At 73.9% G+C, this 25,087-nt stretch carries 18 protein-coding genes and 1 pseudogene; 10 read left to right on the forward strand and 9 right to left on the reverse strand.

Annotated elements, in window-relative coordinates; all coding sequences use genetic code 11:
* Nucleotides 1–88 precede the first annotated feature (88 nt).
* The 5 genes from SM573_RS18320 (at nucleotide 89) to SM573_RS18340 (ending at nucleotide 4,129) form a co-directional block, all read left to right on the forward strand.
* Nucleotides 89–1,291 (forward strand): sensor histidine kinase, encoded by a 1,203-nt coding sequence (locus tag SM573_RS18320; protein WP_474609755.1) that lies wholly within the window; start codon nucleotides 89–91, stop codon nucleotides 1,289–1,291.
* Nucleotides 1,288–1,926 (forward strand): response regulator, encoded by a 639-nt coding sequence (locus SM573_RS18325; protein ID WP_474609754.1) that lies wholly within the window; start codon nucleotides 1,288–1,290, stop codon nucleotides 1,924–1,926. The genes SM573_RS18320 and SM573_RS18325 overlap by 4 nt, the downstream gene beginning before the upstream one ends.
* 363 nt (nucleotides 1,927–2,289) lie before the next feature.
* Nucleotides 2,290–2,688: a hypothetical protein gene (locus SM573_RS18330; protein ID WP_474616672.1), complete on the forward strand. Its 399-nt coding sequence runs from the start codon at nucleotides 2,290–2,292 to the stop codon at nucleotides 2,686–2,688.
* Between the two features lie 74 nt (nucleotides 2,689–2,762).
* Nucleotides 2,763–3,551, forward strand: a complete 789-nt coding sequence (locus SM573_RS18335; RefSeq protein ID WP_474616673.1) for an MBL fold metallo-hydrolase — start codon at nucleotides 2,763–2,765, stop codon at nucleotides 3,549–3,551.
* Nucleotides 3,548–4,129 carry a DedA family protein gene (locus tag SM573_RS18340; protein WP_474609751.1) on the forward strand — a complete coding sequence of 194 codons (582 nt, stop codon included), beginning with the start codon at nucleotides 3,548–3,550 and terminating at the stop codon, nucleotides 4,127–4,129. Before SM573_RS18335 ends, SM573_RS18340 begins: the two co-directional genes overlap by 4 nt.
* Here SM573_RS18340 and SM573_RS18345 read toward each other — a convergent pair.
* Nucleotides 4,062–6,416 (reverse strand): alkaline phosphatase family protein, encoded by a 2,355-nt coding sequence (locus SM573_RS18345; protein ID WP_474616674.1) that lies wholly within the window; start codon nucleotides 6,414–6,416, stop codon nucleotides 4,062–4,064. The two genes, SM573_RS18340 and SM573_RS18345, sit on opposite strands and share 68 nt — an antisense overlap.
* A 571-nt stretch (nucleotides 6,417–6,987) precedes the next feature.
* On the opposite strand from SM573_RS18345, the gene SM573_RS18350 reads away from it, so the two are divergent.
* Nucleotides 6,988–8,106: a hypothetical protein gene (locus SM573_RS18350; protein WP_474609749.1), complete on the forward strand. Its 1,119-nt coding sequence runs from the start codon at nucleotides 6,988–6,990 to the stop codon at nucleotides 8,104–8,106.
* 101 nt (nucleotides 8,107–8,207) lie between these two features.
* Here SM573_RS18350 and SM573_RS18355 read toward each other — a convergent pair whose 3' ends face one another.
* A complete protein-coding gene (locus tag SM573_RS18355; RefSeq protein WP_474616675.1) occupies nucleotides 8,208–9,815 on the reverse strand; it encodes a ricin-type beta-trefoil lectin domain protein in 1,608 nt (535 codons plus the stop codon).
* A 233-nt stretch (nucleotides 9,816–10,048) separates the two neighbouring features.
* On the opposite strand from SM573_RS18355, the gene SM573_RS18360 reads away from it, so the two are divergent.
* On the forward strand, nucleotides 10,049–11,017 hold the full coding sequence (locus SM573_RS18360; protein WP_474616676.1) for a phosphotransferase enzyme family protein: 969 nt from the start codon (nucleotides 10,049–10,051) through the stop codon (nucleotides 11,015–11,017).
* Between the two features lie 52 nt (nucleotides 11,018–11,069).
* Here the strand turns inward: SM573_RS18360 and SM573_RS18365 are convergent.
* The 3 genes and pseudogenes from SM573_RS18365 to SM573_RS18375 all read right to left on the reverse strand — a co-directional run.
* Nucleotides 11,070–11,819: pseudogene (locus SM573_RS18365) on the reverse strand (alpha/beta fold hydrolase); the annotation flags it as partial.
* 3 nt (nucleotides 11,820–11,822) lie between these two features.
* Nucleotides 11,823–12,131, reverse strand: a complete 309-nt coding sequence (locus tag SM573_RS18370) for a DUF4873 domain-containing protein (RefSeq protein WP_474609746.1) — start codon at nucleotides 12,129–12,131, stop codon at nucleotides 11,823–11,825.
* A complete protein-coding gene (locus SM573_RS18375; RefSeq protein ID WP_474609745.1) occupies nucleotides 12,128–12,844 on the reverse strand; it encodes a TetR family transcriptional regulator in 717 nt (238 codons plus the stop codon). The genes SM573_RS18370 and SM573_RS18375 overlap by 4 nt, the downstream gene beginning before the upstream one ends.
* A gap of 48 nt (nucleotides 12,845–12,892) precedes the next feature.
* Between SM573_RS18375 and SM573_RS18380 the strand changes: the two genes are divergently transcribed.
* On the forward strand, nucleotides 12,893–13,789 hold the full coding sequence (locus SM573_RS18380; protein WP_474609744.1) for an AurF N-oxygenase family protein: 897 nt from the start codon (nucleotides 12,893–12,895) through the stop codon (nucleotides 13,787–13,789).
* An 83-nt stretch (nucleotides 13,790–13,872) separates the two neighbouring features.
* Here SM573_RS18380 and SM573_RS18385 read toward each other — a convergent pair whose 3' ends face one another.
* A complete protein-coding gene (locus tag SM573_RS18385; protein ID WP_474609743.1) occupies nucleotides 13,873–14,427 on the reverse strand; it encodes a winged helix-turn-helix domain-containing protein in 555 nt (184 codons plus the stop codon).
* A 283-nt stretch (nucleotides 14,428–14,710) separates the two neighbouring features.
* Here SM573_RS18385 and SM573_RS18390 point away from each other — a divergent pair, with 283 nt between their 5' ends.
* Entirely contained in the window at nucleotides 14,711–19,126 is a 4,416-nt protein-coding gene (locus SM573_RS18390; RefSeq protein WP_474609742.1) for a S8 family serine peptidase, read from the forward strand.
* Between the two features lie 172 nt (nucleotides 19,127–19,298).
* Here SM573_RS18390 and SM573_RS18395 read toward each other — a convergent pair whose 3' ends face one another.
* The gene (locus SM573_RS18395) at nucleotides 19,299–19,817 is read right to left on the reverse strand and encodes a winged helix-turn-helix domain-containing protein (protein ID WP_474609741.1); all 519 of its coding nucleotides are present in this window, start codon (nucleotides 19,815–19,817) and stop codon (nucleotides 19,299–19,301) included.
* Between the two features lie 758 nt (nucleotides 19,818–20,575).
* Here SM573_RS18395 and SM573_RS18400 point away from each other — a divergent pair.
* Nucleotides 20,576–21,187: a dihydrofolate reductase family protein gene (locus SM573_RS18400; RefSeq protein WP_474609740.1), complete on the forward strand. Its 612-nt coding sequence runs from the start codon at nucleotides 20,576–20,578 to the stop codon at nucleotides 21,185–21,187.
* 130 nt (nucleotides 21,188–21,317) lie between these two features.
* Here SM573_RS18400 and SM573_RS18405 read toward each other — a convergent pair whose 3' ends face one another.
* Both SM573_RS18405 and SM573_RS18410 read right to left on the reverse strand, forming a co-directional pair.
* The gene (locus SM573_RS18405) at nucleotides 21,318–23,222 is read right to left on the reverse strand and encodes a serine hydrolase domain-containing protein (RefSeq protein ID WP_474609739.1); all 1,905 of its coding nucleotides are present in this window, start codon (nucleotides 23,220–23,222) and stop codon (nucleotides 21,318–21,320) included.
* A gap of 8 nt (nucleotides 23,223–23,230) precedes the next feature.
* A complete protein-coding gene (locus SM573_RS18410; protein WP_474609738.1) occupies nucleotides 23,231–25,048 on the reverse strand; it encodes a glycoside hydrolase family 3 protein in 1,818 nt (605 codons plus the stop codon).
* Nucleotides 25,049–25,087 lie beyond the last annotated feature (39 nt).

A 25,087-nucleotide genomic window follows, 5' to 3' on the forward strand; every position in this document is an offset into this window, starting at 1 on the left:
GCATCGGTCCGGGGACCGGCCCGGGGGCCACCGGGTCTGTCTTTCGGCCGATCTGCCGCTGCCGGCCGCCTGGCTACGCTGGGTCACGATGAACGCGCCCGGACCCCGGATCTGGTGGATACGCCTCGGTCAGCTCGCCGGCCTGACGGTGATGGCCCTCCTGGGCCTCTTCGACCTCCGGTTCGGCAACTTTCGCGGCCTGAGCACGGGCGCCGCCCTGCTCACCGTGGTGCGGGTCGGGCTGGCGATCGCGACCGTGCTGGTCTGGCTGCCGGTGCACCGTCCCGGCTCCCGCCACGCGCCGGTGCTGGCGCTCCTGGTCGGTGCCGCCTCGCTCGCCGTCAGCACCGGGATGGCCGCCCTCAACGCCGCCGGCGCCTACCTGATCGGCGGCAGCTGGGGCCTGGCCGAGTCCGCGGGACTGCTGGCCGCCGTCTTCGTGGTCGCCCGCTGGGGCGCACCTCGTCTCGCGCCCTGGGCCGCGGCGGTCGCGGGCCTCGCGGCCGCCGCGCTGCCGCTGCGCACGGGCATCGACAGCGTGTACGTGATCTTCGCGCTCGTGCAGGCCCTCGCGGCGGTCGGCGCCGCCGCGGGCGGCGTATACCTGCGCGCCGTCGCGACCGGGCGGGACCGGGCGATCGCCCTCGTGCGGGCCGAGCAGCGCGCCGAGTTCGCCCGGGACCTGCACGACTTCATCGCGCACCACGTGACCGGCATCGTGGTGCAGGCGCAGGGCGCCCGGTTCGTCGCCGAGCAGGACCCGCGGCGCGTGATCGCCGCCCTGGAGCAGATCGAGCGGGCCGGCGCCGAGACGATGACCTCGATGCGCCGGATGGTCGGCATCCTGCGCGACCCGGACGCGCCCCCGGACGCCCCGCTGGCCCCGCTGGCCGGTGTGGCCGACCTCGCGCCGTTGCTGGAGGGCTTCAACGGCACGGCGAGCGCGCCGGCCCGGCTGCACGTCGACGGCGCCCTGGACGGGCTGCCGGTGGAGGTGTCGACCTCGGCCTACCGCGTGGTGATGGAGGGGCTCACGAACACCCGCCAGCACGCCCCCGACGCTCGGTCCGTGGACGTGTTCGTCCGCCGTACCCCGGACTGGCTGCTCGTCCGGGTCGCCGACGACGGCGCGGCCCCGCGCACGCCGCCGGCCCGGGGGCACGGCTTCGGCCTGATCGGCCTCGCCGAACGCGTCCGTGCCCTCGGCGGCACGGTCACCGCCGGGCCCGGTATCGGCCGTGGCTGGGTGCTCGACGCGGCGCTGCCGCTGCGTGCGGGGACGGCCGGATGATCCGCGTGCTGATCGCCGACGACCAGGCCATGGTCCGTACGGGCTTCGGCATGATCATCGGGGCGCAGCCGGACATGGAGGTGCTCGGGGAGGCCGCCGACGGGGTCGCGGCCGTGGAGCTGGCCCGGCGCCTGCGTCCGGACGTGGTGCTGCTGGACATCCGCATGCCCCGACTCGACGGGCTCGAGGCGCTGCGGCTGCTGGCCGGGCCGGGCGTCGCCGCGCCGCTGCGGGTCGTCGTGGTGACCACCTTCGACCTCGACGAGTACGTGCACTCCGCGCTGCGCAACGGCGCCTGCGGCTTCCTGCTCAAGGACTCCGGCCCCGCCCTGCTGGTCGAGGCGGTCCGTGCCGCGGTCTCCGGGGACGCGCTGATCAGCCCGTCGGTCACCGTACGGCTGCTGGAGCACCTCAGCCCGCCCGCCCCCGTCGGCGACGACGGCGGGCTCTCCCCGCGTGAGCTGGAGGTGGTGCGCCTCGCCGCGCGCGGCCTCACCAACGCCGAGATCGCCGCGGCACTGTTCATCGCCGTGGGGACCGTCAAGACGCACCTGGCCAGCGTGCAGATGAAGCTCGGGGCCCGGAACCGGGTGGAGATCGCCGCCTGGGCCTGGGAGCGCCGCCTGGTGGGCTGACCCGCGTCGCGCTCTCCGAGCGGCCCGCCCGACCGTAGTGCGGCGCCCGCCACCGGCGGGGACGCGACGCGCTCCGCACGCATAGCCCGACGTCAGTGCGGGTACACACCGGAGTGCATCGCAGCGGGGCCGGGGCGGCGCAGCCCCGACCGCACGACGGCCCGGCCGGCCGGTGCGCCGGCGACCGCCGGTGCGCGGGGGCGTGCCGCCCGACCCGCAGGGGGGAGCGGTGCGGCGCGAATTCACCGCTCACGGAGGTGGCCACATGATGCCGTCCCACATCGGATCCGTTCGTCGGCCGCGGTCCCGCACCGCCGCCCGCGCGGGGCGCGGACGTGTCGTCCGCCGGGCCGGGTGATCGCCATGCCCACCCTGCCCGCGCCCCGTCCGGCGCGCTCCGCCCCGTCGGTGCCCCGCACCTACGTGCAGTACCTGCGCGCCCGGCTGCTGGAGGCCGAGGCCGGCCTCACCGCGATGACCGAGAAGTACGAGCGGACGAAGGCCCGCTTCGACCGCTGCTACGCCCGACGGGGCATCACGCCCGACACGGACATCGTCAACTACATCAACGCGAAGTCGATGAACCCGGAGCTGAAGTTCTGGTACGCCAAGGTCGAGCACTTCCAGCGGGAGGTCACCGCGTACGGCGCGGCGCTGACCGGGCTGGACGCCGCCCGCCGGATGCTCGCCGAAGACGGCTACCGGGCCCAGGAGTACGCGCGCCCGCGCGGTGGCCGCAGGGCACTCGACCGGGTCGGCTGACGCCGCCGCGCCGACGGCGCCGGGACACCACGCCCGCCTCGGGCCGATCCGGCAGGTCGGATACGGTGGCAGGCGTGACCGAGACGTGCACGGGTGACCCGGTCGTGCGGCTGACCTGGCACGGGCACAGCACGGTGTGGATCGAGGACTCCGGCACCACCCTGCTCACCGACCCACTGCTGCGCGACCGGCTCGCGCACCTGCGCCGTCGCCGCGGGCCCACCCCGCGACTGGCGGGGGCGCCGGACGCCGTGCTCGTGTCGCACCTGCACGCCGACCACCTCGACTTCGCCTCGCTGCGCCGACTGCCCGGGCAGCCCACGCTCGTGGTGCCGCCGGGCGCGGCGCGGCTGGTCCGCCGGGCGGTGGGCGCGGCGGCCGGCCCCTGCGTGGAGCTGGCCGTCGGCGAGACCACCACGATCGGCGAGGTCAACGTGACCGCGGTGCCCGCCGCCCACGACGCCAGTCGCGGCCCGTGGTCCCGCCACCGCGCGCCCGCCGTCGGCTACCTGGTGCAGGGGCGGGCACGCACCTGGTTCGCCGGCGACACGGGCCTCTTCGACGAGATGGGCAAGCTCGGTCCGCTCGACCTCGCGTTGATCCCCGTCGGCGGTTGGGGACCCACCCTCGGCCATGGTCACCTCGATCCCTCCGGCGCCGCCGAGGCGGTCCGGCGGGCGGCGGCGGACTGGGCGGTGCCCATCCACTACGGCACGTTCTGGCCGGTCGGCTGCGACCGGATCCGGCCGGACCGGTTCCTACCGCCCGGGGACGAGTTCGCCCGCCAGGCCGAGGCGGTGTCGCCCGGCACCCGCGTACGCGTGCTGCGGCCGGGCGAGTCCTGCACCGTCACGCGCTCATGACGGCGACGCTCGGCGCGCTCGCGTGGCTGATCCTGGTGGTGCTGTTCGGCTCCGTCGTCCCCGTCGTGCCGACCGGCGCGGCGGTCAGCGGCGCCGCTGCCCTCGCCGCGCACCAGCACCCGTTGACCGTCGTCCTCGTCGTGGCCGCCGGCGCGCTCGGCGCGTACGTCGGTGACCTGGCGACGTACCTCGTGCTCGGGTGGGGCGGCGAGCGCATCGCCCGGCGGCTGCGCTGGCTGAGGGAGCCGCAGCGGTTCGACCGGATGTCGGCGCGGGTGCGCGAGGGGCGCGTCTCGCTGCTCCTGGTGTCCCGGCTGATCCCGGGCGGGCGGGTGCCCGTGCTGCTCGCGGGGGCGGTGACCGGTCTGACCTGGCGGCGGTTCGCCGTGGCGAACGCGCCCGCGAGCCTGACGTGGTCGGTGCTCTACGCCGCGATCGGCGTCGTCGGCCGGGCCATCTTCCCCGAGCCGTGGCAGAGCGTGGTCGCCGCGATCGTGCTGGTCCTCCTGGTCACGCAAGGCTTGAGCTGGCTGAGCCGGCGGCGGACGGCGCCGGCTCAACCGCCGGTGCGGCCATGACAGGCAGCGGCACCTCGTCCGGTTCGGGACGGGCGAGCTCACCGTGCGCCGCGCGCCCGTACGTCTCGTCGCCCCCGTCGTCCTCCCGGCGCAGGCCGAGCCGGCGCAGCCACCCCACCAACTGCCGGTGCACCGCCTCCGGCCCCACCAGCTCACCCTCCTGAGGCCACCCGGTCGGGTGGATGAGCAGGGCGTCGGTCTGCCAGCCGCCCAGCCCGCCGTGGCAGCCGACCAGCTCCTCGAAGGCCGCCACCTCGTCGAGGCTCGGGTCCACGGAGCTGATCACCACCAGGTCTCCGACGTGCTCCATCTCCTGGTGGCGCAGCAGGTCCCGACGGGCACGGGAGCCGTACGGCGTCAGGGGGTCGTCGCCCTCGACGTGCCCGTCGCGCAGGCGGTGCGAGCCGCGCGGCCCGACCGCCACCGGGCCGGCGGCGGAGTCGACGACGACCAGCCCGATGCCGGGATGCGCGGCCAGCCCGTCGACCAGTCCGGGAGCCACGGCGTCGATCCGTTCCCGGGTCAGCCGCCCCGGGTGGCGGGTGAGGTAGACCATCGCGAGGTTGCCGGAGGCGACGACCACCGTCTCCGGGTCGGTGCGGGTGGCCGCCTCCTCCCGGTCGGCGGGCCCGAGGCTGACCTCCCCGTCCGGCCCGGACCGGGCGGCGGCGCGGGTCGCGGCGGCGGTCACGCCTCCGCGCCCGGCGACCTCGGTGAGCAGGGTGTTGACCCGGCCCCACTCCTCGACCCGCCCGGCCGCCTCCGCGCTGGACGCGACGCCGGCGGTCGGTGGCCGGTCTCCGGCCGGTGTCGGGGACGCGGGCGGCGCGGTCAGCCGCGCCACGACCTGCGCGAGCGACTCGCCGTACCGCTGCCGGAACGTCGCGCCCTGGCTCTGGCCGTGGTCGCTCAGCACCACGATGTGGTAGCGCCGCGCCGCCTCGGCCGCCAGCCGCTCCAGGATCCCGAGGGTGTGGTCGAGCGCCTCGAGCGCCGCCATCGCCTCCGGGCGGGCCGGCCCCGCGTGGTGGGCCACCTCGTCGTAGTCCACGAAGTCACAGAAGATGACCGGCGCGCCGCGCGCCATCTGCTCGGCGATCAGTGAGACGTTCAGGTCGTTGAGCAGGCTGGCCAGCGGGCGCAGCGCGAGGTAGGAGCCCCGGCGCTCGCCCCGGGGCTGTACGCCGCGCATCCGCTGCCGCCGTGCCTCGTGCAGCTCGCGCAGCACCTGTCCGGCGCTGAGCACGACCGCCCGGGCGAAGCCGTACGGGCTGGTCATGAACGCCGCGTAGCCGGGAGTGGAGCGGCCGGGCAGCCCGGCGCGGCTCACGGTGAGCAGGCTGGTGGGGGCGTCACCGGAGAAGGCGGTGCTGATGCTCACCCCACCGTCGCGCAGCAGCCCCTCCCCGGTGCTCAGGCGCCGCTCGACGTCGGCGGCGTCGCGGGGGCGGCTGGTCACCACGAGGCGGCCGGTGGGGTTGTCGCCGGTCGCCTTCTCGTACCACCGGTAGGCCGGCACGTGCCGGGCGTCGCCGTGGAGCAGGCCGGCCTGCGCGGCGGGCGTCGTGGCCGGCAGGCCCGTGTGCCAGCGGGTCATCCGGTGGCTCCGCGAGCGCAGCCAGCGCCCGATAGTGGGGAGGTTGCCGGCGCGTACGGCCCACTGCACCAGGGGGGCGGCCACCCCGTCGAGTTGGATGATGAGCAGCCCGTCGGCGGGCGGCGTCTCGGCCGGTGGCTCCGCCGCGGTGCGGCGCCACCACCGCGGGGCGGGGCGCTGGCGGCGGTCGGCGGAGCGCCGCACCCGGGTCATGAGGCGCAGGGTCTCGCTCACGAAGCTGTCGTCGGTCCCGGCGTCGGCGAGCCAGTTCACGACGGCGGCCAGGGCCACGGCGACCCACGCCGCGACGAACGCGACCGCGAACCCGGCGACGTGCGCCTCGGGGTCGAGCCGCAGCGCGACGTACATCACGATCGCCTGCACGCCGACCCCGATGGCGAGCGCGCCGAGCCCGCCGAGCGCGGTGGCCAGGGCGAGCAGCAGCGGGCGCAGCACCGCGCCGACCCCGGTCACGAGGGCGACGAGCCACAGCATCGCGACCAGGCCGCTGGCGTTGACGCCGGGCAGCAGCCAGAGTGTGGTGCTCAGCACCACGAACGAGGTCGCCATGCTGCGCACGAGTGCGCGTACGCGCGCCACGGTGGGCCGGTAGCCGCGCAGGACCCGGAGCCCCACGCGGACGGGTTCGGGCAGCCTGCGGCGTTTACGGGCATCCACCTGCGGCTCCATCTCCGCCACGATGCCACATCCGAGCTATCAAGATCGACGCTACGAGTACTGGGTCACACCGTGTCCCAGTGTCGGTCGCGCTCAGCGCCACCGACGCACCCGGCGTCCGTGCCGGGGCACCACCTGGTCAACGCGCGAAGGGCCAGTCCCCATCCCGTGCGGCACACACCACCCGCCGGAGGCCCCCGTCCGACCTCGCCGTCCTGACCCAGCGGGCCGGACCGCCCCTCGCGGGTCGGGCCACGTCGTCGGGCCCAGTCCGCCGGTCGGGGGCCGGCACCGGCTCGGGCAGCTATTCGCCGACGGGGCCAAAGGCCCCATCCGGGCGTCTCTCGCCCGTGCCGCCCGATCCTGCTCCGCAGGCTCGGCTCCCGCCGCGCCGTCGCGCCCCTGCCCGGCCTGCGGGCCGCATCCGCCGCAAAGGCCGCAGCTGTCGCACCCGCCGCACCGGTCGCGTTCGCCGCAGGGGCCGCGCTCGCCGCGCCCGCCGCCCTGCGGATCGTTGCCGGGGGCGCGGTGTCGGAGCCGGGTGGGATGCTTCCTCTCGCGTTGGCGGGCGGATGGAGAAGCGGTGCGTCCCATGGTGCTGCTCGATCACGAGGTGCACGTCAGCTACGGACAGATCTACGTCGAGGGCGCCACGGCGCACGTCGGCGGCGACATGGCGGCCTCGTTCCGGGGGCAGGTCAACGGTCTCTGTGGGGCGGCCGTGCCCGGCACGCTGTTCCTCGTGACCGACACGCACACCGGTCGCGTCGGCTTCACCGTCGAGCTGCACCCCCACGCGCCGCCGCCGGACGACCGGTGGGAGGACGTCGTCGAGGTGTCGTTCCGGACCGACGGCGACGGTCTGGGCCTGGCGGAGTGGGGAGGCGGGGCCTTCCACCCGCTGGAGGTGCCCGGCGGCGACTACCGGGTCCGCTACTGCGCGCGCGGCATGGCGGCGGAGCGCCGGGGCGGCGCGCCGCGCAAGGGCGAACCGCCGCGGGACAGCTACCTGGTGCAGCTCTGGCCGTCCTCGCCGGCCGCGGACCGGGTGGTGCGGGAGTCCACGGCTCGGGCCGCCTACTGGCACCAGTGGGCGCGCTCGCTCCCGCCTCCACCCACCCCGGCCGAGCTCGCCGAGGAGGAGCGCCGGGAACGGCTGGCCCGGGAACGGCAGCGGGCGCAGTGGCAGGCGGCCGCCGACCGCCGGCGGTGGGGCGATCGCGTACCCAACGCGCAGCTGCGTCGGGTGGCGGGCAACGTGCGGGGCATGGAGGCCGTCGACCTGGACCTGGTGTTCGCGCTCGCCGAGGCCGACGACCGCACGCGGCGGGCGGTGGCGCGGTGGGCGGCCGAGCGGGCGTACGCCCTCGCCGGGCTGGCCCGGTTGCCGTGGGTCGCCCCGGCGCTCGCGGCGATGCGCGACGGCCGACCGATGCCCCCGCCGTTCGACGACCCGGCGACGGTGTGGCCGCTGCTCGACGAAGTGCCGATGACCACGGTGCGCTCGTACGACGGGCGGCACGAGCGCGTGTCCCAGCAGCACGCGGCCGTGCCCGCACTGCTCGGTGCCGTCGAGGCGGATCCGCTGCAGGCGGCGTTGGACGCCGTGTTCGCCGCCGTCGTCACCTACGGGAAGGACTATCCCGCGCTGCTCGCCGAGGTGCGCCGCGCCTTCCCGCGCCTCGACGCCGGCGCGCGCTGACCGTCGCGGATCCCGGCGCGGGCCACCCTTCGCGCTCGCCGCCGGCACCGTCGACCGGGTCGCCGCTCGTGCTCGGGGGCGGCGACCCGGGACGGCGACGGTCAGTTGGGGTTGTCGGCGTGGGTGAGGGTCTCCCAGGCGACGAAGAGGTTGTTGGTGCCGGCGGGGCGCTGCTGGACCGTGAGGGTCTGGGTGTTGGTCATCGCGTTGCCCAGCCGGTTGGCCAGCGCGTTGTAGCCGACCTCGGTGATCGGCCCGAGACCTCGCGTCAGGCTGCCCCGGCACAGCCAGGCCGGCGGCGCCTCGCCGAGCTGGTATCGCGAGTGGAAGCCGAGCGCGTGCCGCAGCCGCTCGCCGACCTGCGGGTACAGGTCCTCGCCCTGGATCCGGGACGTCTCGGCCACGTGCGAGATGGCGGAGATGCCGTACCCGGTGTGGGTGAAGTCGCGGCAGGTCTCCTGGGCGAGGCCGGCGACGAAGGTGGACTGGTCGTGCCAGTAGCCGATGATCTCGCTGGGGGTGTCCAGCCCGCTGCCCGGCACGGTGTACGGCAGGGCGCCGTCGCTCGGCAGGTAGACGAAGGCCCGGGTGCGGTTGAGGAAGCGGGTGACCGCCGCGTCGTAGGCGGCCCGGTCCTCGAGGAATACCGCGATGCCGACCGCCGCCTCCATCATGGTCAGCTCCCAGTTGCCGTTGCTGTTCGAGCCGTTGCGGACCACCGGGAGGTAGACGGTGCGCAGCATCGTGGCGAACCGGTTCACGTTCGGCCAGCTGCTGTACGTGTACCTGATGATCTCGGCGGCGCGGGGCCAGACCGAGCCCGCCCAGCCGGTCTGCAGGGGAGCGTTGCTCCCGGTGTGCGAGGTGATCGTCGCCGACCAGGCGTCCATGATCTGGATCGCCTTCTGCGCGTACCGGGCGTCACCGGTGAGGTACCACGCGAGCGCGTCGGTGTACGCGGCGATCGCGTCCTCGCGCTCGTCGGTGCAGCCGTTGTTCGGGTTGGAGTAGGAGCCGCACTCGACGACGGGGCGTGGCGCGGGCGTTCGCGACAGGGAGGCGTACCGGCTGCTCATCATCTGGTTGAACGCCGACGTCCACGGCTGTGCGCCGGCCTGCACCCGCCCCTTGACGAAGTCGAGCTGTCCGCGGCTGACCAGCACCCCCGGATGGGTGAAGTCACCCGACGGCGGCGGCGTGCCGCCACCGGGCAGCGTCCAGCTCTGGTTGGCCGCGCCGGTGCACGTCCAGATCTGCAACGGGGTGCCGTCGGCGGAGCTCGGGCCGGTCGCGTCGAGGCAGGTGCCCGAGTTCGCGCTCACCAGTTGGTTTCCGGCGGGGGACCACCGCTGCGCGGCGGTGCCGTTGCAGTCGTAGATCTGCACCCGGGTGCCGTTGGCGGTGCCGGCGGCGGCCACGTCGAGGCACTTCCCGAGCGCCCGGATCGTGCCGTCGTCCGCGACCGTCCACTGTTGCGCGGCCGTGCCGTTGCAGGTGTAGAGCTGCACCGGCGTGCCGTTGGCCGAACTCGCGCCGGCCACGTCCACGCACTTGCCGCCGTACCCGCTGATGGGGCCCACCGTGGCCGCGGACGCCGCGGGCGTGCCGACCACCAGGCCCGCCGGTACGGCGAGCAGGGCGGTGGCGAGCGCGGCGGCCAGTCGGGTACGGGGGCGGCGGGGTGGAGCGTCGGCTGATCGTCGCGCCATGTCATGATCCTTCCCACCGCGCGAAGCGGCAGATCCGAGACAAATCCGCCGGTTCACGTGCGGGGCGGGCACCGGGTGGGGCGCGGATGTCGTCGCCTCGATCGGTGGCGGGCGCTCGGCCGGGAAACGGCGGATGAACTGTTAACTGTGTTAATCATTACATGTACAGTTACTGATATCAATTCGTTCGTAGGTGGCCGGGCGGTCCCGGGATTCCGACGGGGGTGCGGGAGATGACCGATCGTGCGGCGGCCGGCGCCAGCGGGAACCCGGCGCCCGCGGCCCGGCCGCTCGACCCCGCGGTCGCCGCGCGATGGCGGCTGACGCCCGGCCGCACGCTCGGCGACCGCGCCACCGCGACGTGGGAGGCCACCCGGGGCGGCAGCACGTTCGTGGTCAAGCACTTCCCCACGCGATCCGTGCGCGACTGGCGCTACCCGCTGCGGGTCGCCGCGGCGCTGCGGGCCCAGGGGTGGCCGACGCCGGAGCCGGCCGAGGAGCCCGTCCTCACGCCGGACGGGGCGTGGGTGCTGTTCCACCGCCTGCCGGGCCGCACGGTGCGGCCGACCGAGGCCGACCGACCGGCCGAGGCGCGCTCCCGGGGCCGCCTGCTCGCCGAGCTGCACGCGGCCGCCGCCGCCACGGGCATCGCGGACCAGCGCGAGGGGTACGCCGGGCTCCCGGAACTGGTGGCGGACCCGGTGCTCGACCACTGGCTCCGCGCCCACGAGGCGGCCCGGCCGGACGAGGGCCGGCTGCTGCGTGCCGGTCGCGACGCGGCGGTGGCGTGGTTCGCCGACAACTCCACCGCGAACGTCCCCCGCAGCGTCATCCACGGCGACTTCACGCCCTGGAACCTGCTGTTCGAGGATGGGCGGCTGACCGGGGTGCTCGACTTCGAGGCGACCCACCACAGCTACCACGTGGCCGACTTCGCGCTGTCCTGGCGCGGATACCACGACGACGTCCTGCGCGGCTACGACGAGGTCCGCGCCCTGTCCGACACGGAGTGGCGGCTGGTCCGGCCGGCGTTCTGGGCGTGGATGTTCATGGGGCTGAAGGATCTGCTCGCGGCCCACTACGGCGGTCGCGGCGGCGACGGTGCGCCGCCGAGCCTCGACTGGCAGGTGTGTCACCTCCGGAGGCACTCGCCGCTGCTCGCGGAGAAGGTGGGCCCGTCAGCTCTGACGCTCGGGGCGTGACCACGGCGCGGCGCACGGCTCCGGTGGTCGTCAGGATCAGGTCCGCCACCGCGTCGGGGTCGTCGCTCATCGGCACGTGCCCGCAGCCGCGCAGCGTCACGACCCGGGCCGCCGGCAGCGCGGCCCGGGCCCGTTCGGCCTGGTGGACGCCGAAGATGCGGTCGCGGTCGCCCCAACCGATCGCCACCGGCACGGCCGGGTCGGAGAGCCGGGCGCCGTCGAAGCGGTAGCCGCGGGCGGCGCGGGCGACGGCGGGGAAGCCGAGCCCCCGACGCAGCGCCAACGCGTCACCGACCGCCCGGTCGTAGTCCAGCAGCGCGGGGCGGGCGACGAGCGGGGCGAAGCAGAGCGCCCGTACGCGGGCCGAGCGCAGCGCCACCCGCAGCAGCGGCGCCGGCAGGTACGAGTTGGCCCGCAACGCCCGGAGAACGGCGAGGGCCCGACGACGCTCCGCCGGGCTGAAGAACCCGGCGGGGGAGAGGGCCGTGGCCGAGGCCACGGCGCCGGCCGCGGCCAGTTCCAGCGCTATCGCCCCACCCAGGCTGTAGCCGGCGACGTGCGGCCGTCGCAGCCCCCAGCCGGCCAGCACGGGCAGGAGGGAGGCGATGGTGGTGGCCATGTCGGCGGGCATGCCGCCGTCGGGGACCGGGGATTCCCCGAACCCGGGCAGGTCGAGCGCGAGCACGTCGTGGTGGGCGGCTAGCCGTTCGAACACGGGCTCCCACGCCTGGTGGCGGTGACCGATCCCGTGCACGAGCAGGAGCGGCTCGCCGCTGCCGGCGCGTCGGACGTTGACCCGCATTGCTCACTCCTCCCGTCCGCTCCGTGCCTCCGGGTCGCTGCCCGCCTCGTCGACCGGCGGCCATGGCGGCGGCCCGACACCGGTGACGCGTACGCCGCCCCAGGGGTCGATCTCGGCGAGGCGCGCCGGGCCCGTCCGCTCGGCGATGCGCAGTGCCACGGCCCGCCGCCCGGCGCGGACCAGCTCGGCCACCCGGGGCGCGGGCTCGATGCGCCCGCCCCAGTGGAAGCGGCCGTCGACCGGCTCCCACCGCCCGGTGAGGTGGACCCGGACCGGAATCCCCTCGACGCTCGCCGGCCCGTCGTAGCTCACGGGACGATCCGTTCGTGCGCCCGGGTGAGCTCGTGCGGCAGGTCGGCGCTGCGCCGTACGCCCTCGATGCCGCTCCAGAGCAGGGCGGTCAGGTAGTCGGTGAGGGCCTCGCGGCTGATCGGCCGGTCGTGGCCCGTCCACCAGTCGCCCACCGCCTGCACGAAACCCACCAGGCCGTACGCCCACGGCTCGGCCGGCCCCGCGTCCAGACCCAGCGCGCGCAGCCGGTCACCGATGACCCGGGCCAGCCCGGCGGCCACCTGCCGGCTCGTGCCGGCGATCACCTGGTGGATGCCCGGGTGGCCGGAGCGGTGCATCAGGAACTGGTAGAGCGCCGGCTCCGCCTCGATCAACCCCAGGTAGGCGTCGATCGTCGCCCGGACGAGCCCCCGCTCCTCGCGGACCTGCGCGATCGCGGGGGCGATGGCGTCGACGGTGCGCGCGGCGACGACCTCGCTGACCTCGAGCCAGAGCTGGGACTTGTCGGTGAAGTAGCGGTAGAGGACCGGTTTGCTGACGCCGGCCGTGGCGGCCACCTGGTCCATGTCGACGTCGGGCCCGTGCCGCAGCAACGCCCGTACGGCGGCGTCGACGAACTCCTGCCGGCGCTGCTCCCGATGCCCGGCCCAGCGGTCACGTCGCCGGTCGGGCGCCACGGTGGAGGGCTCGTCCCCGGTGCCCGGCCCATTGACATCGGTCAGCGGCGATCGCATGCTACCACTGGTAACAGTTACCGGCTGTCACGTCAATATGGAGGAGCCATGACGGAGACACCGGCCGGCCCCGGACGCGAGGCGACCGCCGACCGACTGCTCACCGCGTCGCTGCGGGCGAGCTACGACCCCGACGTCGAGATCGACTGGGACGCGCCGCACGTCCCCGGGGCCTACTGGCTGCCGCCGCATCGCAGCAGCCTCTACGGCACGCCGCTGTGGCGGGGCCTGAGCGAGCAGCAGCGGGTGGAGCTCACCCGGCACGAGGTGGCCAGCGCGGCCAGCGCCGGGGTGTGGTTCGAGACGATCCTGATGCAGATGCTGATCCGGTGGTACTACGACGCCGACCCGACCAGCCGGCACGCCCAGTACGCGCTGACCGAGGTCGCCGACGAGTGCCGTCACTCCATCATGTTCGGCCGGCTCATCGAGGCGATGGGCTGCCCGGTCTACCGGGCGCGCCGGGTGGACCAGGCGCTCGGCCGCTTCCTCAAGACCACCGCCGCCGGCCCGCAGATGTACGCGGCGATCCTCATCGCGGAGGAGATCCTCGACGCGTTCCAGCGCGAGATCATGGCCGACGAGTCGTTGCAGCCGCTGATCCGGATGGTGTCCCGCGTCCACGTGGTGGAGGAGGCGCGACACGTGCGCTTCGCCCGCGAGGAGCTGGCCCGCCAGGTCGAGGCCGCCGGCCCGGTCACGACGGCGTACGCGCGGCTGCTGATCGGCCGTTCCGCGTACGTCATCGCGGGCCGGCTGGTCCACCCCGACGCGTACGCCGCGGTGGGCATCGCGCCCGAGGTCGGCCGGGCCGCCGCCCGCGCCAACCCGCACTGGCGGTCCACCCTGCGCTGGTCGGCGAGCAAGGTGCACGCCACCCTCGCGGATCTCGGGCTGGTGGCGGGTCCGGCACGCCTGCTGTGGGCACGGGCCGGGCTGATCTGAGCGGGTCGCGCACGTGACGTCCTGCTCACGGACGGGGTTCACGGCGCCGAAGGGGGCGACGTCGTCGCCCAAAATGGGCAGCGTCAGGCGCCGCTGATCCGCGGCTCCCGGTGGTCGGTGAGCCGGAACCCGACGCCGCGGACCGCGTCGATGCTGATCCGGCTGCCGAGTCCGGCGAGTTTGCGCCGCAACCGCTTGACGAGGGACTGCAGGTCGGCACTGCGCAGCCGCTCGTCCCGCCAGACCGCCCGGCGCAGCTCGGAGTAGCTCCACACCCGCACCGGTTCGCTCGTCAGGCAGGTCAGCAGATCGTGTTCGAGCCGGGTCAGGGTGACCTCGCGGTCGCCGTAGCGGGCGGTGGGGCCGGCGGGGTCGATCAGCAGGGCGTCGTCGAGCGGCTCGGCTGCGGGCCGCGGCGCCGTGGCGGCTCCGGAGAGCTGGCCCGTGACCCCGATGAGCCGACGCAGCTCGTCGAGGTCGGCGACCAGCAGCAGCGGGGCGACGCCGTCGAGGCGCTCGGCGAGCCGCAGTCGTTCGGCCGGGGACGGCGTCACCGCGATGAGCAGCGGATACAGCTCCCCGCTCGGCTCGGGGCCATCCGGCACAGTGCTCTCGTCGGCGTCCGTCACCGCACCCATCCGGAGACGATGGGCAGTCTCTGCCCATATCGATACTGACAATTATCGGCAGGCATGGGCCCTGGTCAGCAAACTGTTAGTGACAACTTGCTTACGGCACGTCCTTGATCGTCCATTCATCTCGATCATAGTGTCCAACCGGGCAACCGGCGTGACCCGCGCGGTGCATGGGGGGGCTTGGAGGGGTCCGTTCGTACCGGTTCATCCACACCGGAGGCGGCTCCCTGCACCTTCACCATGGCCCATCTCACCCCCTGGGTCGTCCTGAAGGAGGCAACACCGAATGTTCAGACGTCCACACTGGACGCGCGCGGCCAGATCCCTGGTGAGCGCCGGCGCGGCGACGGTCCTCGTGGCCACCGCGTTGGTCGCCACAGGGTCGGGCGCCCAAGCCGCGTCAGGCGGCTTCGGCACAGGCGTGCCCTCACCGGCGGACAAGATCCGACCGGAACTCACGAAGCAGCTCACCGGCAAGGCCGAGGGCGACTTCTGGATCCGCTTCAAGGACCGGGCGGACCTGAAGGCGGCCAGCCAGATCAAGGACTGGAACAAGCGGGGCGCCGCGGTCGTGGAGGCCCTGAAGAAGACCGCCGACGCGAGCCAGGCCAAGGTCAAGGCCGAGCTGAACAGCACGGGCGCGAAGTACCAGGCCTTCTGGGCGACCAACGCGATCCGGGTCAGCGGCGGCTCCCTGTCGATGGCGCAGAAGATGGCCGGCCACGCGGAGGTCGAGGGCCTCTACGCCCCGGTCGCCTACGAGATCCCCAAGACCACCGAGGGCGACAACGAGAAGGTCGTGAACGCCCTGGAGTGGGGCATCGCGAACATCAACGCCGACGACGTCTGGTCGCAGTACGGCGTCAACGGCCAGGGCATCACCATCGCCAACATCGACACCGGCGTCCAGTTCGACCACCCGGCGCTGGTGAACTCCTACCGGGGCAACAACGGCGACGGCACGTTCGACCACAACTACAACTGGTTCAACGCCGCCGGCACCTGCGCCACCCCGTGTGACGGGGACGGCCACGGCACCCACACCATGGGCACGATGGCCGGCTCCGACGGTGGGGCGAACCAGATCGGCGTCGCTCCCGGCGTCCGGTGGATCGCGGCGAACGGCTGCTGCCCCAGCGACGCCGCGCTCGTCAGCTCCGGCCAGTGGATGCTCGAGCCGACCGACCTGAACGGCCAGAACCCGGACGTCAGCAAGCGGCCGAACATCGTGAACAACTCGTGGGGGACGATCCTGCCCTCCAACGACCCGTTCATGGAGGACGTGACCCTGGCCTGGAAGGAGTCGGGCATCTTCGGGGTCTTCTCCAACGGCAACAGCGGCCCCGGCTGCCAGACCAGCGGCTCCCCGGGCAGCCTGGAGAGCAACTACTCGGCCGGCGCGTACGACGTCAACAACAACATCGCCGGCTTCTCGGCGCGGGGTCCGGGGCAGAACGGCGGGATCAAGCCGAACATCTCGGCGCCCGGTGTGAACGTCCGGTCCAGCGTGCCCGGCAACGGCTACGCGAGCATCAGCGGCACCTCGATGGCCGCCCCGCACCTCGCGGGCGCCATCGCGCTGCTGTGGTCGGCGGCGCCGGCGCTCGTCGGTGACGTCGACGCGACCCGGGGGCTGCTCGACAACTCGGCCATCGACACCAACGACGCGCAGTGCGGGGGCACCGCGGACGACAACAACGTCTGGGGCGAGGGTCGCCTCGACGCGCTCGCGCTGCTCAACTCCGCGCCGATCGGCGACACCGGCACCGTGACCGGCACCGTCACCGACGCGGGCACCGGCGCTCCGCTCGCCGGCGCCACCGTGGCCGTCACCGGCCCGGCCGACCGGCAGCTCACCACCGGGGCGGACGGCAAGTTCTCGTCCCTCCTGCCGGTCGGCGACTACCAGGTCGCCGTGTCGGCGTTCGGCTACGGGCAGAAGACGGTCGCGGCGACGGTGACCCCGAACGGCACCACGACGCTCAACGTCGCGCTCGACGCGGTGCCGAGCGTCAACATCACCGGTGCCGTCACCGACGGGTCCGGGCACGGCTGGCCGCTCTACGCCAAGGTGTCGGTGCAGGGTGTGAACGGCCTGTCCGACTACACGGCGCCCGGCACCGGCCGTTACGCCCTCACGGTCCCGGCCGGGGCGACGTACACGCTGAAGGTCGAGTCGGTGTACCCGGGCTACGAGACGGTGACGAAGGAGGTGGTCGTCGCCTCGCGCAACGCCACCGCCAACATCGCCGTCCCGGCGAAGGCGGACTCCTGCGCCACGGCGCCGGGCTACACCTACGGCTCCGACGGCGAGTACGAGACCTTCGACGGCGCCACCACGCCCAGTGGCTGGACAGTGGTGGACGGCCTGGGCAACGGCCAGGTCTGGAAGTTCACCGACGACGGCAACCGGGGCAACCTCACGGGTGGCACCGGCGGCTTCGCCATCATCGACAGCGACCGCTACGGCGGTGGCGGGCAGCAGGACAGCTCGCTCGTCAGCCCGGTCGTCGACCTGTCCGACGTCACCGCACCGGTGATCCGGTTCAACCAGGACTTCAACTGGCTCGCCCCGGAGACCGCCGACGTCGACCTCAGCATCGACGGCGGCGCGACCTGGACGAACGTGCTCCGGCAGAAGCAGGACGTGCCCGGTCCGCGGGTGACCGAGGTGGCGATCCCGCAGGCGGCGGGCCAGTCGCAGGTCCAGGTGCGGTTCCGCTACTACGACGCCTCGTACGAGTGGTGGTGGCAGGTCGACAACGTCCTGATCGGCAGTGAGGTCACCTGCGTGCCGGTCGACGGCGCCCTGGTCTTCGGTCACGTGCGTGACCGGAACACCAACGGCTACGTCAACGGCGCGACGGTCACCAGCGCCGACAAGCCGGCGGAGAAGGCCACCACGGTGGCGACTCCGGACGACACCGGTCTCGAGGACGGCTTCTACTGGATGTTCTCCTCGCTGACCGGCACCCACAAGTTCACCGCGACGGCCGGCAACTACGTCGGCCAGAGCAAGAACGTCGACGTGCAGGCCGACTGGGCGACGGCGGCGAACTTCCAGCTCAAGGCCGGTCAGCTGGCGGTCACCCCGGCCACGCTGAGCGCCAACGTCCAGATGCCGACCGGCAAGGCCAGCAAGACGTTCACCGTGACCAACACCGGCGAGGCGCCGGTCGACGTCGAGTTCGGTGAGCGTGACGCCGGCTTCGAGCTCCTCCGGGCCGACGGCTCCCGGGTGAGCCAGCAGCAGGTGCTCGGGGCCGAGGGCGCGCCGGAGCAGCGGCTGCAGGTGGCGACGTCGTTCGCCGCCAAGACCTCGGGCAAGTCGTCGAACGCGGCGTCGCCGGCGGCCGGTCCGCAGGCCGCGCCGTGGACCAACCTCCCGGCGTACCCGGCCAACGTCATGGACAACCGGGTGGTGAACCTCGACGGCAAGGTGTACTCGATCGGTGGCGGTGACGGCACGGCGTCCACGACGAAGAACTACGTCTACGACCCGATCGCCCAGACCTGGTCGTCGATCGCCGATCTCCCCGAGGCGCGCAACGCCATGACGGTGGGCGTGCTCGACGGGAAGATCATCGCGTCCGGTGGCTGGGCGGACGCCGGCACCTCCGGCACCACCTGGTCGTACGACCCCGGTGCCAACGCGTGGACCGAGGTGGCCGACAACCCCGCGCCGCGCTCGGCGGCCGGCCAGGCGATCGTCGACGGCAAGCTCTACGCCATCGGCGGCTGCACCACCTCCAGCTGCACGCCGATGTCGAGCAGCGTGGTCCGGTACGACCCCGCCGCCAACACCTGGGAGACCCTGGCCGAGTACCCGAAGTCGGTGGCCTTCGCCGCCTGCGGCGGGATCGACGGCAAGGTCTACTGCACCGGCGGCAACGACGGCTCCGCGGCGCAGAAGGCCAGCTACGTCTACGACCCGGGCGCCAACACCTGGAGCCCGATCGCGGACGCGCCGGCCGACCACTGGGCCGCCTCGTTCGCCGCGGCCAACGGCAAGCTCCTGGTCGTCGGCGGCGTGCAGGGTGGCGCCGTCACCAACGCCGGCTTCGCCTACGACCCGAGCGCCGAGTCGTGGTCGGCCCTGCCGAACGCCAACGCTCCGCGGTACCGCGGTGGCGCGGCGTGCGGCTTCTACAAGGTCGGTGGTTCCTCGGGCGGCTTCACCTCGACTCGCGAGAGCGAGGTGCTGCCCGGCTTCGAGGAGTGCGCCGCGGACGCGGCCGACGTCAGCTGGCTGACGGTCGACAAGACCGCCGTCACGCTGGCGCCCGGTGCGAAGGTCACGGTCACCGTCGGGATGACGGCGAACGTGGACCAGCCGGGCACCTACACCGGCCAGGTCACCATCAAGGAGAACACCCCGTACACGGTGGCTCCGGTGACGGTGGCGATGAACGCGCAGGCTCCGCGCACCTGGGGCAAGCTGATGGGTACGGTCACCGGGAACAGCTGCCAGGGCGGCGGCTCGCCGCTGCCCGGCGCGGTGGTCCAGGTCGACTCGTGGGCGAGCTCGTTGACCCTGGCCACCGACGCCCAGGGCAAGTACGCCTACTGGCTCGACCGGCGGAACAACCCGCTGACCATGATCGTCGCCAAGGACGGCTGGAAGCCCCAGACCCGTCAGACGAAGATCAACACCAGCACCCCGACGGTGGAGGACTTCGCGTTGGCCCCCATCAAGTGCTGACGCCTGACCGCTGACGCACGACGTCCGGCCCGGCCACCCCGCAAGCGTCGCCCACGACGTGTCCCGCGCGGCCAGGCTGCGCGGACCACGACCGACCACGGTCACCGGAGGCGCGGGTGGTTCGTGCTCCCCGCCGGGGCAGGCCCACGGCGCGGTGCGGTGCGGTGGTGGCTCAGACGAAGGCCAGGCGGAAGCCGACTCCGCGCACCGAGTCGATCGTCGCCGAGGCGTCCAGCGTGGCGAGCTTGCGCCGGATCCGGCGCACCAGGGAGTGCATGTCGGAGTTGCGGCCGAGATGCCGGTTGCCCCACACCTTCAGGTGCAGCCGCTCGTAGGTCCACACCCGCCCGGGCGCGTCGACGAGGCAGAGCAGCAGGTCGTGCTCCAGGCGCGTCAGCTCGATCTCCCGGTCCAACCAGCGCACCACCCGCCGATCGGAGTCGACGACCAGGGCCGGCGGCGCGGACGACACGTCCGTGGCCGGCGTGGCGTCGGCGGCGACGGCACGTACCGGCGCGGCTGCGAGCCCGGCCGGTGGCGGCTCGCCCGCGCCGAGAAACTCCCGGGCCTGGTCCACGCTCGAGACGATCAGGAACGCCTCGGTGCCGCCGAGTAGCTGTGCGAGTTGCCGGCGTGCGGCCGGCGAGGATGCGATGCCGATGACCATCGATGCGGCCGGGATCCCCCTCATTCCCCACCTCTTCCGGTTCCCCACTGATACCGGGATGGTTTTTGGATGACGTAGATCAATCCGCACCGACCCTAGTTGGGCTTTATCTCGGTTCGGTTAAGAAAGATTGCACGAAGGCACCCATGAATTGCTGACCAGGGCCCCTCATCTCGACATTGTCATGTTCATGACAACGTGACGAAGTTTGGACAGGAGGCGTTTTCCCTTTATGCAACGATTCCGCCGGGTCTGGGCATCGGGGCGCCGGTCACCTGCGGGTTCGGAGGCGTTCGGACCGCCGGTGGCCCGTGGTGACGGAGCGGAATTGTGAGTGGACTCCGTGTCTCATTGTCCCGGGCGGGCATGAGTTGAGCGGAGATGAACGGGTGAAATGCGGGTTCATCCCCGGCAAAGAACGGTGCCGCCGCCACCCGGACCGTCCACAGTATCCATTTCGGTCGTCGGCCGCGGGATGGGAAAGGCATTGACGCCCTCGCCGCTCGTCGCCGCGCATCACATCGGCGGGGCGCGATACGGATTCGGATGGCCCGTCCGCGTCCACCACACGGTCGGGGGCGTCCCGGGCGGGTGACGCCGCGGACTCCCGCCTCCGTGCGTGCGTCCGGCGTGGATGCCCCTCGCCCGGCGACGGATCACCTAGGCTGGCCCGGACGGGCCGGCCCGAAGCGCTGCCGTCGGGTGCCGCCGGCGCGCCGGCGGCGAAACCCCGGCGGGAGCCGACCAGGCGGCCCGGGATCGCCGACAGGGGGAGAGGCATCGTGAAGAAGATCGTGGCCGGGCTGTTCATCGCGTTGGACGGCGTCGTCGAGGCGCCCGACCAGTGGCACTTCCCGTACTACAACGAGGAGATGGCCGCCGCGGTGGGCTCCACCCTCGGGGGCGCCGACACCATGCTCTTCGGCCGGCGGACGTACGACAGCTTCGCGGGCGCCTGGCCCGAGCGGGAGGCGGCCGGCGGGGAGGACGCCCCGTTCGCCAGGATGCTCGGCGACACGAGGAAAATCGTCGTGTCGCACCAGCGGCTCGAATTCACGTGGCGCAACTCGGAGCAGCTGCAGGGCGATCTCGTCGAGACTGTCACCGCGCTGAAGGCGACGCCCGGTGACGGGCACATCGGCATGAGCGGCTCCGTCTCGGTCGTCCGGCAGTTGCTCGCCGCCGGTCTCGTGGACGAGCTGCACCTGCTGGTGCACCCGATCGCCGTCGGCAGGGGAATGCGGCTCTTCGACGACAACGGTCCGTCGATCCCGCTCACGCTGCTGACGTCGCAGGCCTTCACGACCGGGGTGCTGAACCTCGTCTACGGGCCGGCCGCCTCCCCGGGCGACGCCGGCTACGAGGAGGCCAAGGCCTACCTGGCCAACGTCTGACGGCGCCGACATCGCCCGCGCTGGCCGACGGCACGATCCACGCGCGAGCCGGCGGTGCGGCTACCGGGGGGGCGGTGGCCGCTCAGGCGCGGACGGGCGGCGCGGGCTCACCCGAGGCGGGCGGTGCCGCTCACGCGCGAGCCGGTGACCAGCCGTCGGCCCCCAGCCGCGTGGCGTCGCCGCCCTCACCGTGGAAGAGCAGTCCGCTCCGGTCCGCCGCCACGATGCGGTCGACGTACACGCCCCGGCCCTGGCTGGACACGTCGGTGCTGCTGCGCCACCGCAGATGCGTCGCGCCGTCGGGCAGCTCCACCACGACCTGCCACCACGCCCGGCCGCCGTAGCCGGTGACCGTGCCGTCGCTGCGCCACCGGTGCCCGCCCCGACTCAGCACCATCGGGACCGGCTCCCAGGTCGCGCCGCCGTCGGCGGAGACCTCCACGCGCGCGCTGTCGTAGCGCGGCTCGGTGTCGTACCAGAGCTGGAAGCTCGCCGTGCCGCCGCGCGCCGCCCGGCGCAGCGGCGCGGTCAAGGTGACGGTCGCGGCGTCGCGCGGGTCGGCCCGCCACGCCTCCGGCGAGCGCGGCCGCACCGGGATGGCCTCCGCCAGGTCGCGGGCGACCGCGCGCCGCGCCACGTTGTTGCTGCCCCAGGCCCGGTCCGGGTGCACCCGGTTGCTGAGCAGGATCACGAACGAGTGGGACAGCGGGTCCACCACCAGGGACGTGCCGGTGAAGCCGGTGTGCCCGAACGTGACGGGCGAGGAGAGCCCCGTCATGTACCAGTGCTTGTCGAGCTCGAAGCCGAGCCCGCGGTCGCTCTCCGGGTAGGCCGGCTCCAGCGGCGCGTTGTAGTTCACGAGCATCGCGCGCACCGTCTCCGGCCGCAGGATCCGCCGACCGCGGTACTCGCCGCCGTTGAGCAGCGACTGGCAGAGCACCGCGAGGTCCGCCGCCGTGGAGAAGACGCCGGCGTGCCCGGCCACCCCGCCGAGGGACCAGGCGTTCTCGTCGTGCACCTCACCCCAGACCATGCCCCGCCCGGCGTACGGCTGGTACTCGGTGGCGGCGATCCGCGAGCGCAGGTGCGGCCCGGGGTTGTAGCCCGTGTCGGTCATGCCGAGCGGACCCGTGACGCCGTCGCGGACCAGGTCGGCCAGCGGTCGTCCGGTGACCCGCTGCACCAGGACGCCCAGCGCGATCAGCCCGAGGTCGGAGTAGACGTACCGGCTGCCCGGCGTCACCCCCGGGCCGAGGGGCGTGGCGAGCGCGGAGGCCAGCCGCTCCTCGGGCGTCGGGTACGCGCTCCACAGTGGCGCGAACGCGGGCAGGCCGGAGGTGTGGGTGAGCAGCATCCGTACGGTGACCCCGTCCTTGCCGCCGGCGGCGAACTCGGGGACGTAGCGGGCCACGGGCGCGTCCAACGCGACCCGGCCCCGCTCGACCTGCTGCATCACCACGATCGTGGTGAACAGCTTCGACACCGACGCCAGGTCGAAGATCGTGTCGGGGCGCATCGGGATCTGCTGGTCGGCGGGGAGCTCCACGCCGGGCAGGTCGGGCGGCGGCCCCACCTCGCGGTAGCGCACCGCCGTGCCCACGGCCGCGTGCTGCACGATCACCCCGTCCTTGGCCGCCAGCACCACGGCACCGGCGTACGTCGGGTGGCCGGGGTGGTCCGGTGTCGGCGCGAGGTACGCCGCCAGGTCGGCGGGCATGCGGTCGATCTGCTCGGGAAGGAGGCCGACCGAGCGGGGATGGCCGCGGCGCAGCGTGTCGTGCCGGAACCGGATGTCGGCGGGAGTCACCGTCGGCGGCTCGGACCCGGCCGGAGCCCGGCTGAGGCGGGGCGCCGCGTCGCCCGTCGCGGGGGAGGGCGTGGCGTCGTAGGGCGACGTGTCGCCGGTGCCCGGCGGGGCCGCCGACGCGCCGGGCACCGGCAGCGCGGCGGCGGTGACGACCACGGCCAGCCCGAGCGTGACGGCCCGCAGCGACCCGGTCCGGGTCGCGGGCGTCGGGAAACACCTGCGCGGCATGGTCCCTCCTACCAGGTCAGGCCGTGGCCGTACGGGTGCAGCACCCGGCTGCCGTCGGCCGTCGGGATGGTGACGGGCAGCCGTCCGCGCGGGGACAGCTCGCCGTGCAGCGCGCGCACCAGGGCGTCCATCGCCGCCCGGGTGTACGAGTAGGTGGCGAGGTAGGTCTCCACGCCGGGCAGGTGCGCGACGTCGTACGGGTCCCGCACCGCCACCACCACGACCGGCTTCCCCGTGGCGAGCAACGCCGCCACGAGGCGCTGCTGGCTGGCCCGTGGATCGGTGACCGTGGTGTCCCACGCCTTGTTCACCAGCACGACGGTGAGGTCGTGTGCCGCCGCCTCGGCGGCCGTCGCGGCGATGACGGTGTCGGACGGCAGGGTGGCGGGGCGGGCGGTGGCCCGCGCGCCGCGGCCGGCGAACCCGGCGGCGACCGTCTCGATCGGGGCGAAGGCGGCGGTGTTCCAGCCGGTGACCAGCACCGACCGCTCCGCGCGGTGCAGCGGCAGGAGCCCCGCGTCGTTGCGGACCGCGGTGAGGGTCGGGTCGGTGACGCGCGAGACGGCGGCCAGGTGCGCCGGCGCGCCGACGGTGCGGACCGCCTCCTCCACGTCGACCAGGGGCGAGCGGGCCAGGCCCTGCCGGTACTTCAGGGTGAGGACGCGCCGGACGGACTCGTCGATGCGCCGCTCGGTCAGCTCGCCGTCGGCGACCGCGCGCAGCACCGCGTCCCGGGCCAGCCGCAGGTCGGGCGGCATGAGGAGCTGGTCGGCGCCCGCCTTGAGCGCCAGCACGGGGACGCGCTCGTCGCCGTAGCGCTGCCGTACGGCGGCCATGTTGAGGGCGTCGGTGACGATGACGCCGCGGAAACCGAGCTCCCCCCGGAGCACGCCGGTGAGGATCCGCGGCGACAGGGTCGCCGGGTCGCCGGACGGGTCGAGCGCGGGGACCACGATGTGCGCCGTCATGATCGAGTCGACGCCCGCGCTGATCGCCCGCCGGAACGGCGGCGCGTCGATGCGGTTCCACTCGTCCCGGGTGTGGTCGATGACGGGCAGGTTGGTGTGGCTGTCGGTGCCGGTGTCGCCGTGGCCCGGGAAGTGCTTCGCCACGGCGGTCACCCCGGCGGCGCGCTGGAAACCCGTGACCTGGGCGGCGGTCAGCGCGCCCACCAGCTCGGGGTCGGCGCCGAAGGAGCGTACGCCGATGACCGGGTTGGCCGGGTCGACGTTGACGTCGGCGATCGGCGCGTACGGCTGGCGGATGCCGACCGCGCGCAGCTCACGCCCGGTGACGGCGGCCGCCGTGTGCGCCGCGCGCGGCGACCGGGCGGCGCCCAGCGCCATCGACCCGGGGAACTGCGCGGCGGGTGCGGGCATCCGCAGCACCACGCCCTGCTCCTGGTCGGTGGAGAGGAGCAGGGGCACCCGTCCCTTGCGCCCGTCGCCGAGGGCGGCGCGTTGCAGGCCGTTGGAGAGGGTGGCGATCTGGCGGGGGTTGTCCAGGTTGTGCGACCAGGAGAAGTAGCAGACCCCGCCGAGCTGGTACTCCTCGATCACCTCGGCCGGGGTCTCGACGCCGAACGCGGCCCGGTTGGCGGCGCGGTCGGCGGCGCTGGGCTGGGTGGCGTCGCCACCGTAGACGTAGGTGGCGAACAGTTGGCCGACCTTCTGCGGGAGGCTCATGTGCCGCAGCGTCGAGGTGACCCACCCTTGCTCGCCGGCGGGCGCCGGTGCGGGTGGGGCGACGGCGTGCGCCGGTGGTGGCGCGAGCGTGAGGCCGAGGGCGCAGACCAGGACGGACGCGATGGCGAGACGGGTCTTCATGGACGTCGACCTCCCAGTCCGAGTCATTGAAACTTAGCT

Source organism: Micromonospora xinjiangensis, from assembly GCF_056150165.1.

Bases quoted from the DNA above. Each gene is read 5' to 3' on its own strand.
- SM573_RS18330 (WP_474616672.1), top strand. From the start codon at position 2,290: ATGCCCACCCTGCCCGCGCCCCGTCCGGCGCGCTCCGCCCCGTCGGTG.
- SM573_RS18360 (WP_474616676.1), top strand. From the start codon at position 10,049: ATGACCGATCGTGCGGCGGCCGGCGCCAGCGGGAACCCGGCGCCCGCG.
- SM573_RS18405 (WP_474609739.1), bottom strand. From the start codon at position 23,222: ATGCCGCGCAGGTGTTTCCCGACGCCCGCGACCCGGACCGGGTCGCTG.
- SM573_RS18390 (WP_474609742.1), top strand. From the start codon at position 14,711: ATGTTCAGACGTCCACACTGGACGCGCGCGGCCAGATCCCTGGTGAGC.
- SM573_RS18325 (WP_474609754.1), top strand. From the start codon at position 1,288: ATGATCCGCGTGCTGATCGCCGACGACCAGGCCATGGTCCGTACGGGC.
- SM573_RS18385 (WP_474609743.1), bottom strand. From the start codon at position 14,427: ATGGGTGCGGTGACGGACGCCGACGAGAGCACTGTGCCGGATGGCCCC.
- SM573_RS18355 (WP_474616675.1), bottom strand. From the start codon at position 9,815: ATGGCGCGACGATCAGCCGACGCTCCACCCCGCCGCCCCCGTACCCGA.
- SM573_RS18375 (WP_474609745.1), bottom strand. From the start codon at position 12,844: ATGCGATCGCCGCTGACCGATGTCAATGGGCCGGGCACCGGGGACGAG.
- SM573_RS18320 (WP_474609755.1), top strand. From the start codon at position 89: ATGAACGCGCCCGGACCCCGGATCTGGTGGATACGCCTCGGTCAGCTC.
- SM573_RS18380 (WP_474609744.1), top strand. From the start codon at position 12,893: ATGACGGAGACACCGGCCGGCCCCGGACGCGAGGCGACCGCCGACCGA.
- SM573_RS18410 (WP_474609738.1), bottom strand. From the start codon at position 25,048: ATGAAGACCCGTCTCGCCATCGCGTCCGTCCTGGTCTGCGCCCTCGGC.
- SM573_RS18340 (WP_474609751.1), top strand. From the start codon at position 3,548: ATGACGGCGACGCTCGGCGCGCTCGCGTGGCTGATCCTGGTGGTGCTG.
- SM573_RS18395 (WP_474609741.1), bottom strand. From the start codon at position 19,817: ATGAGGGGGATCCCGGCCGCATCGATGGTCATCGGCATCGCATCCTCG.
- SM573_RS18345 (WP_474616674.1), bottom strand. From the start codon at position 6,416: ATGGAGCCGCAGGTGGATGCCCGTAAACGCCGCAGGCTGCCCGAACCC.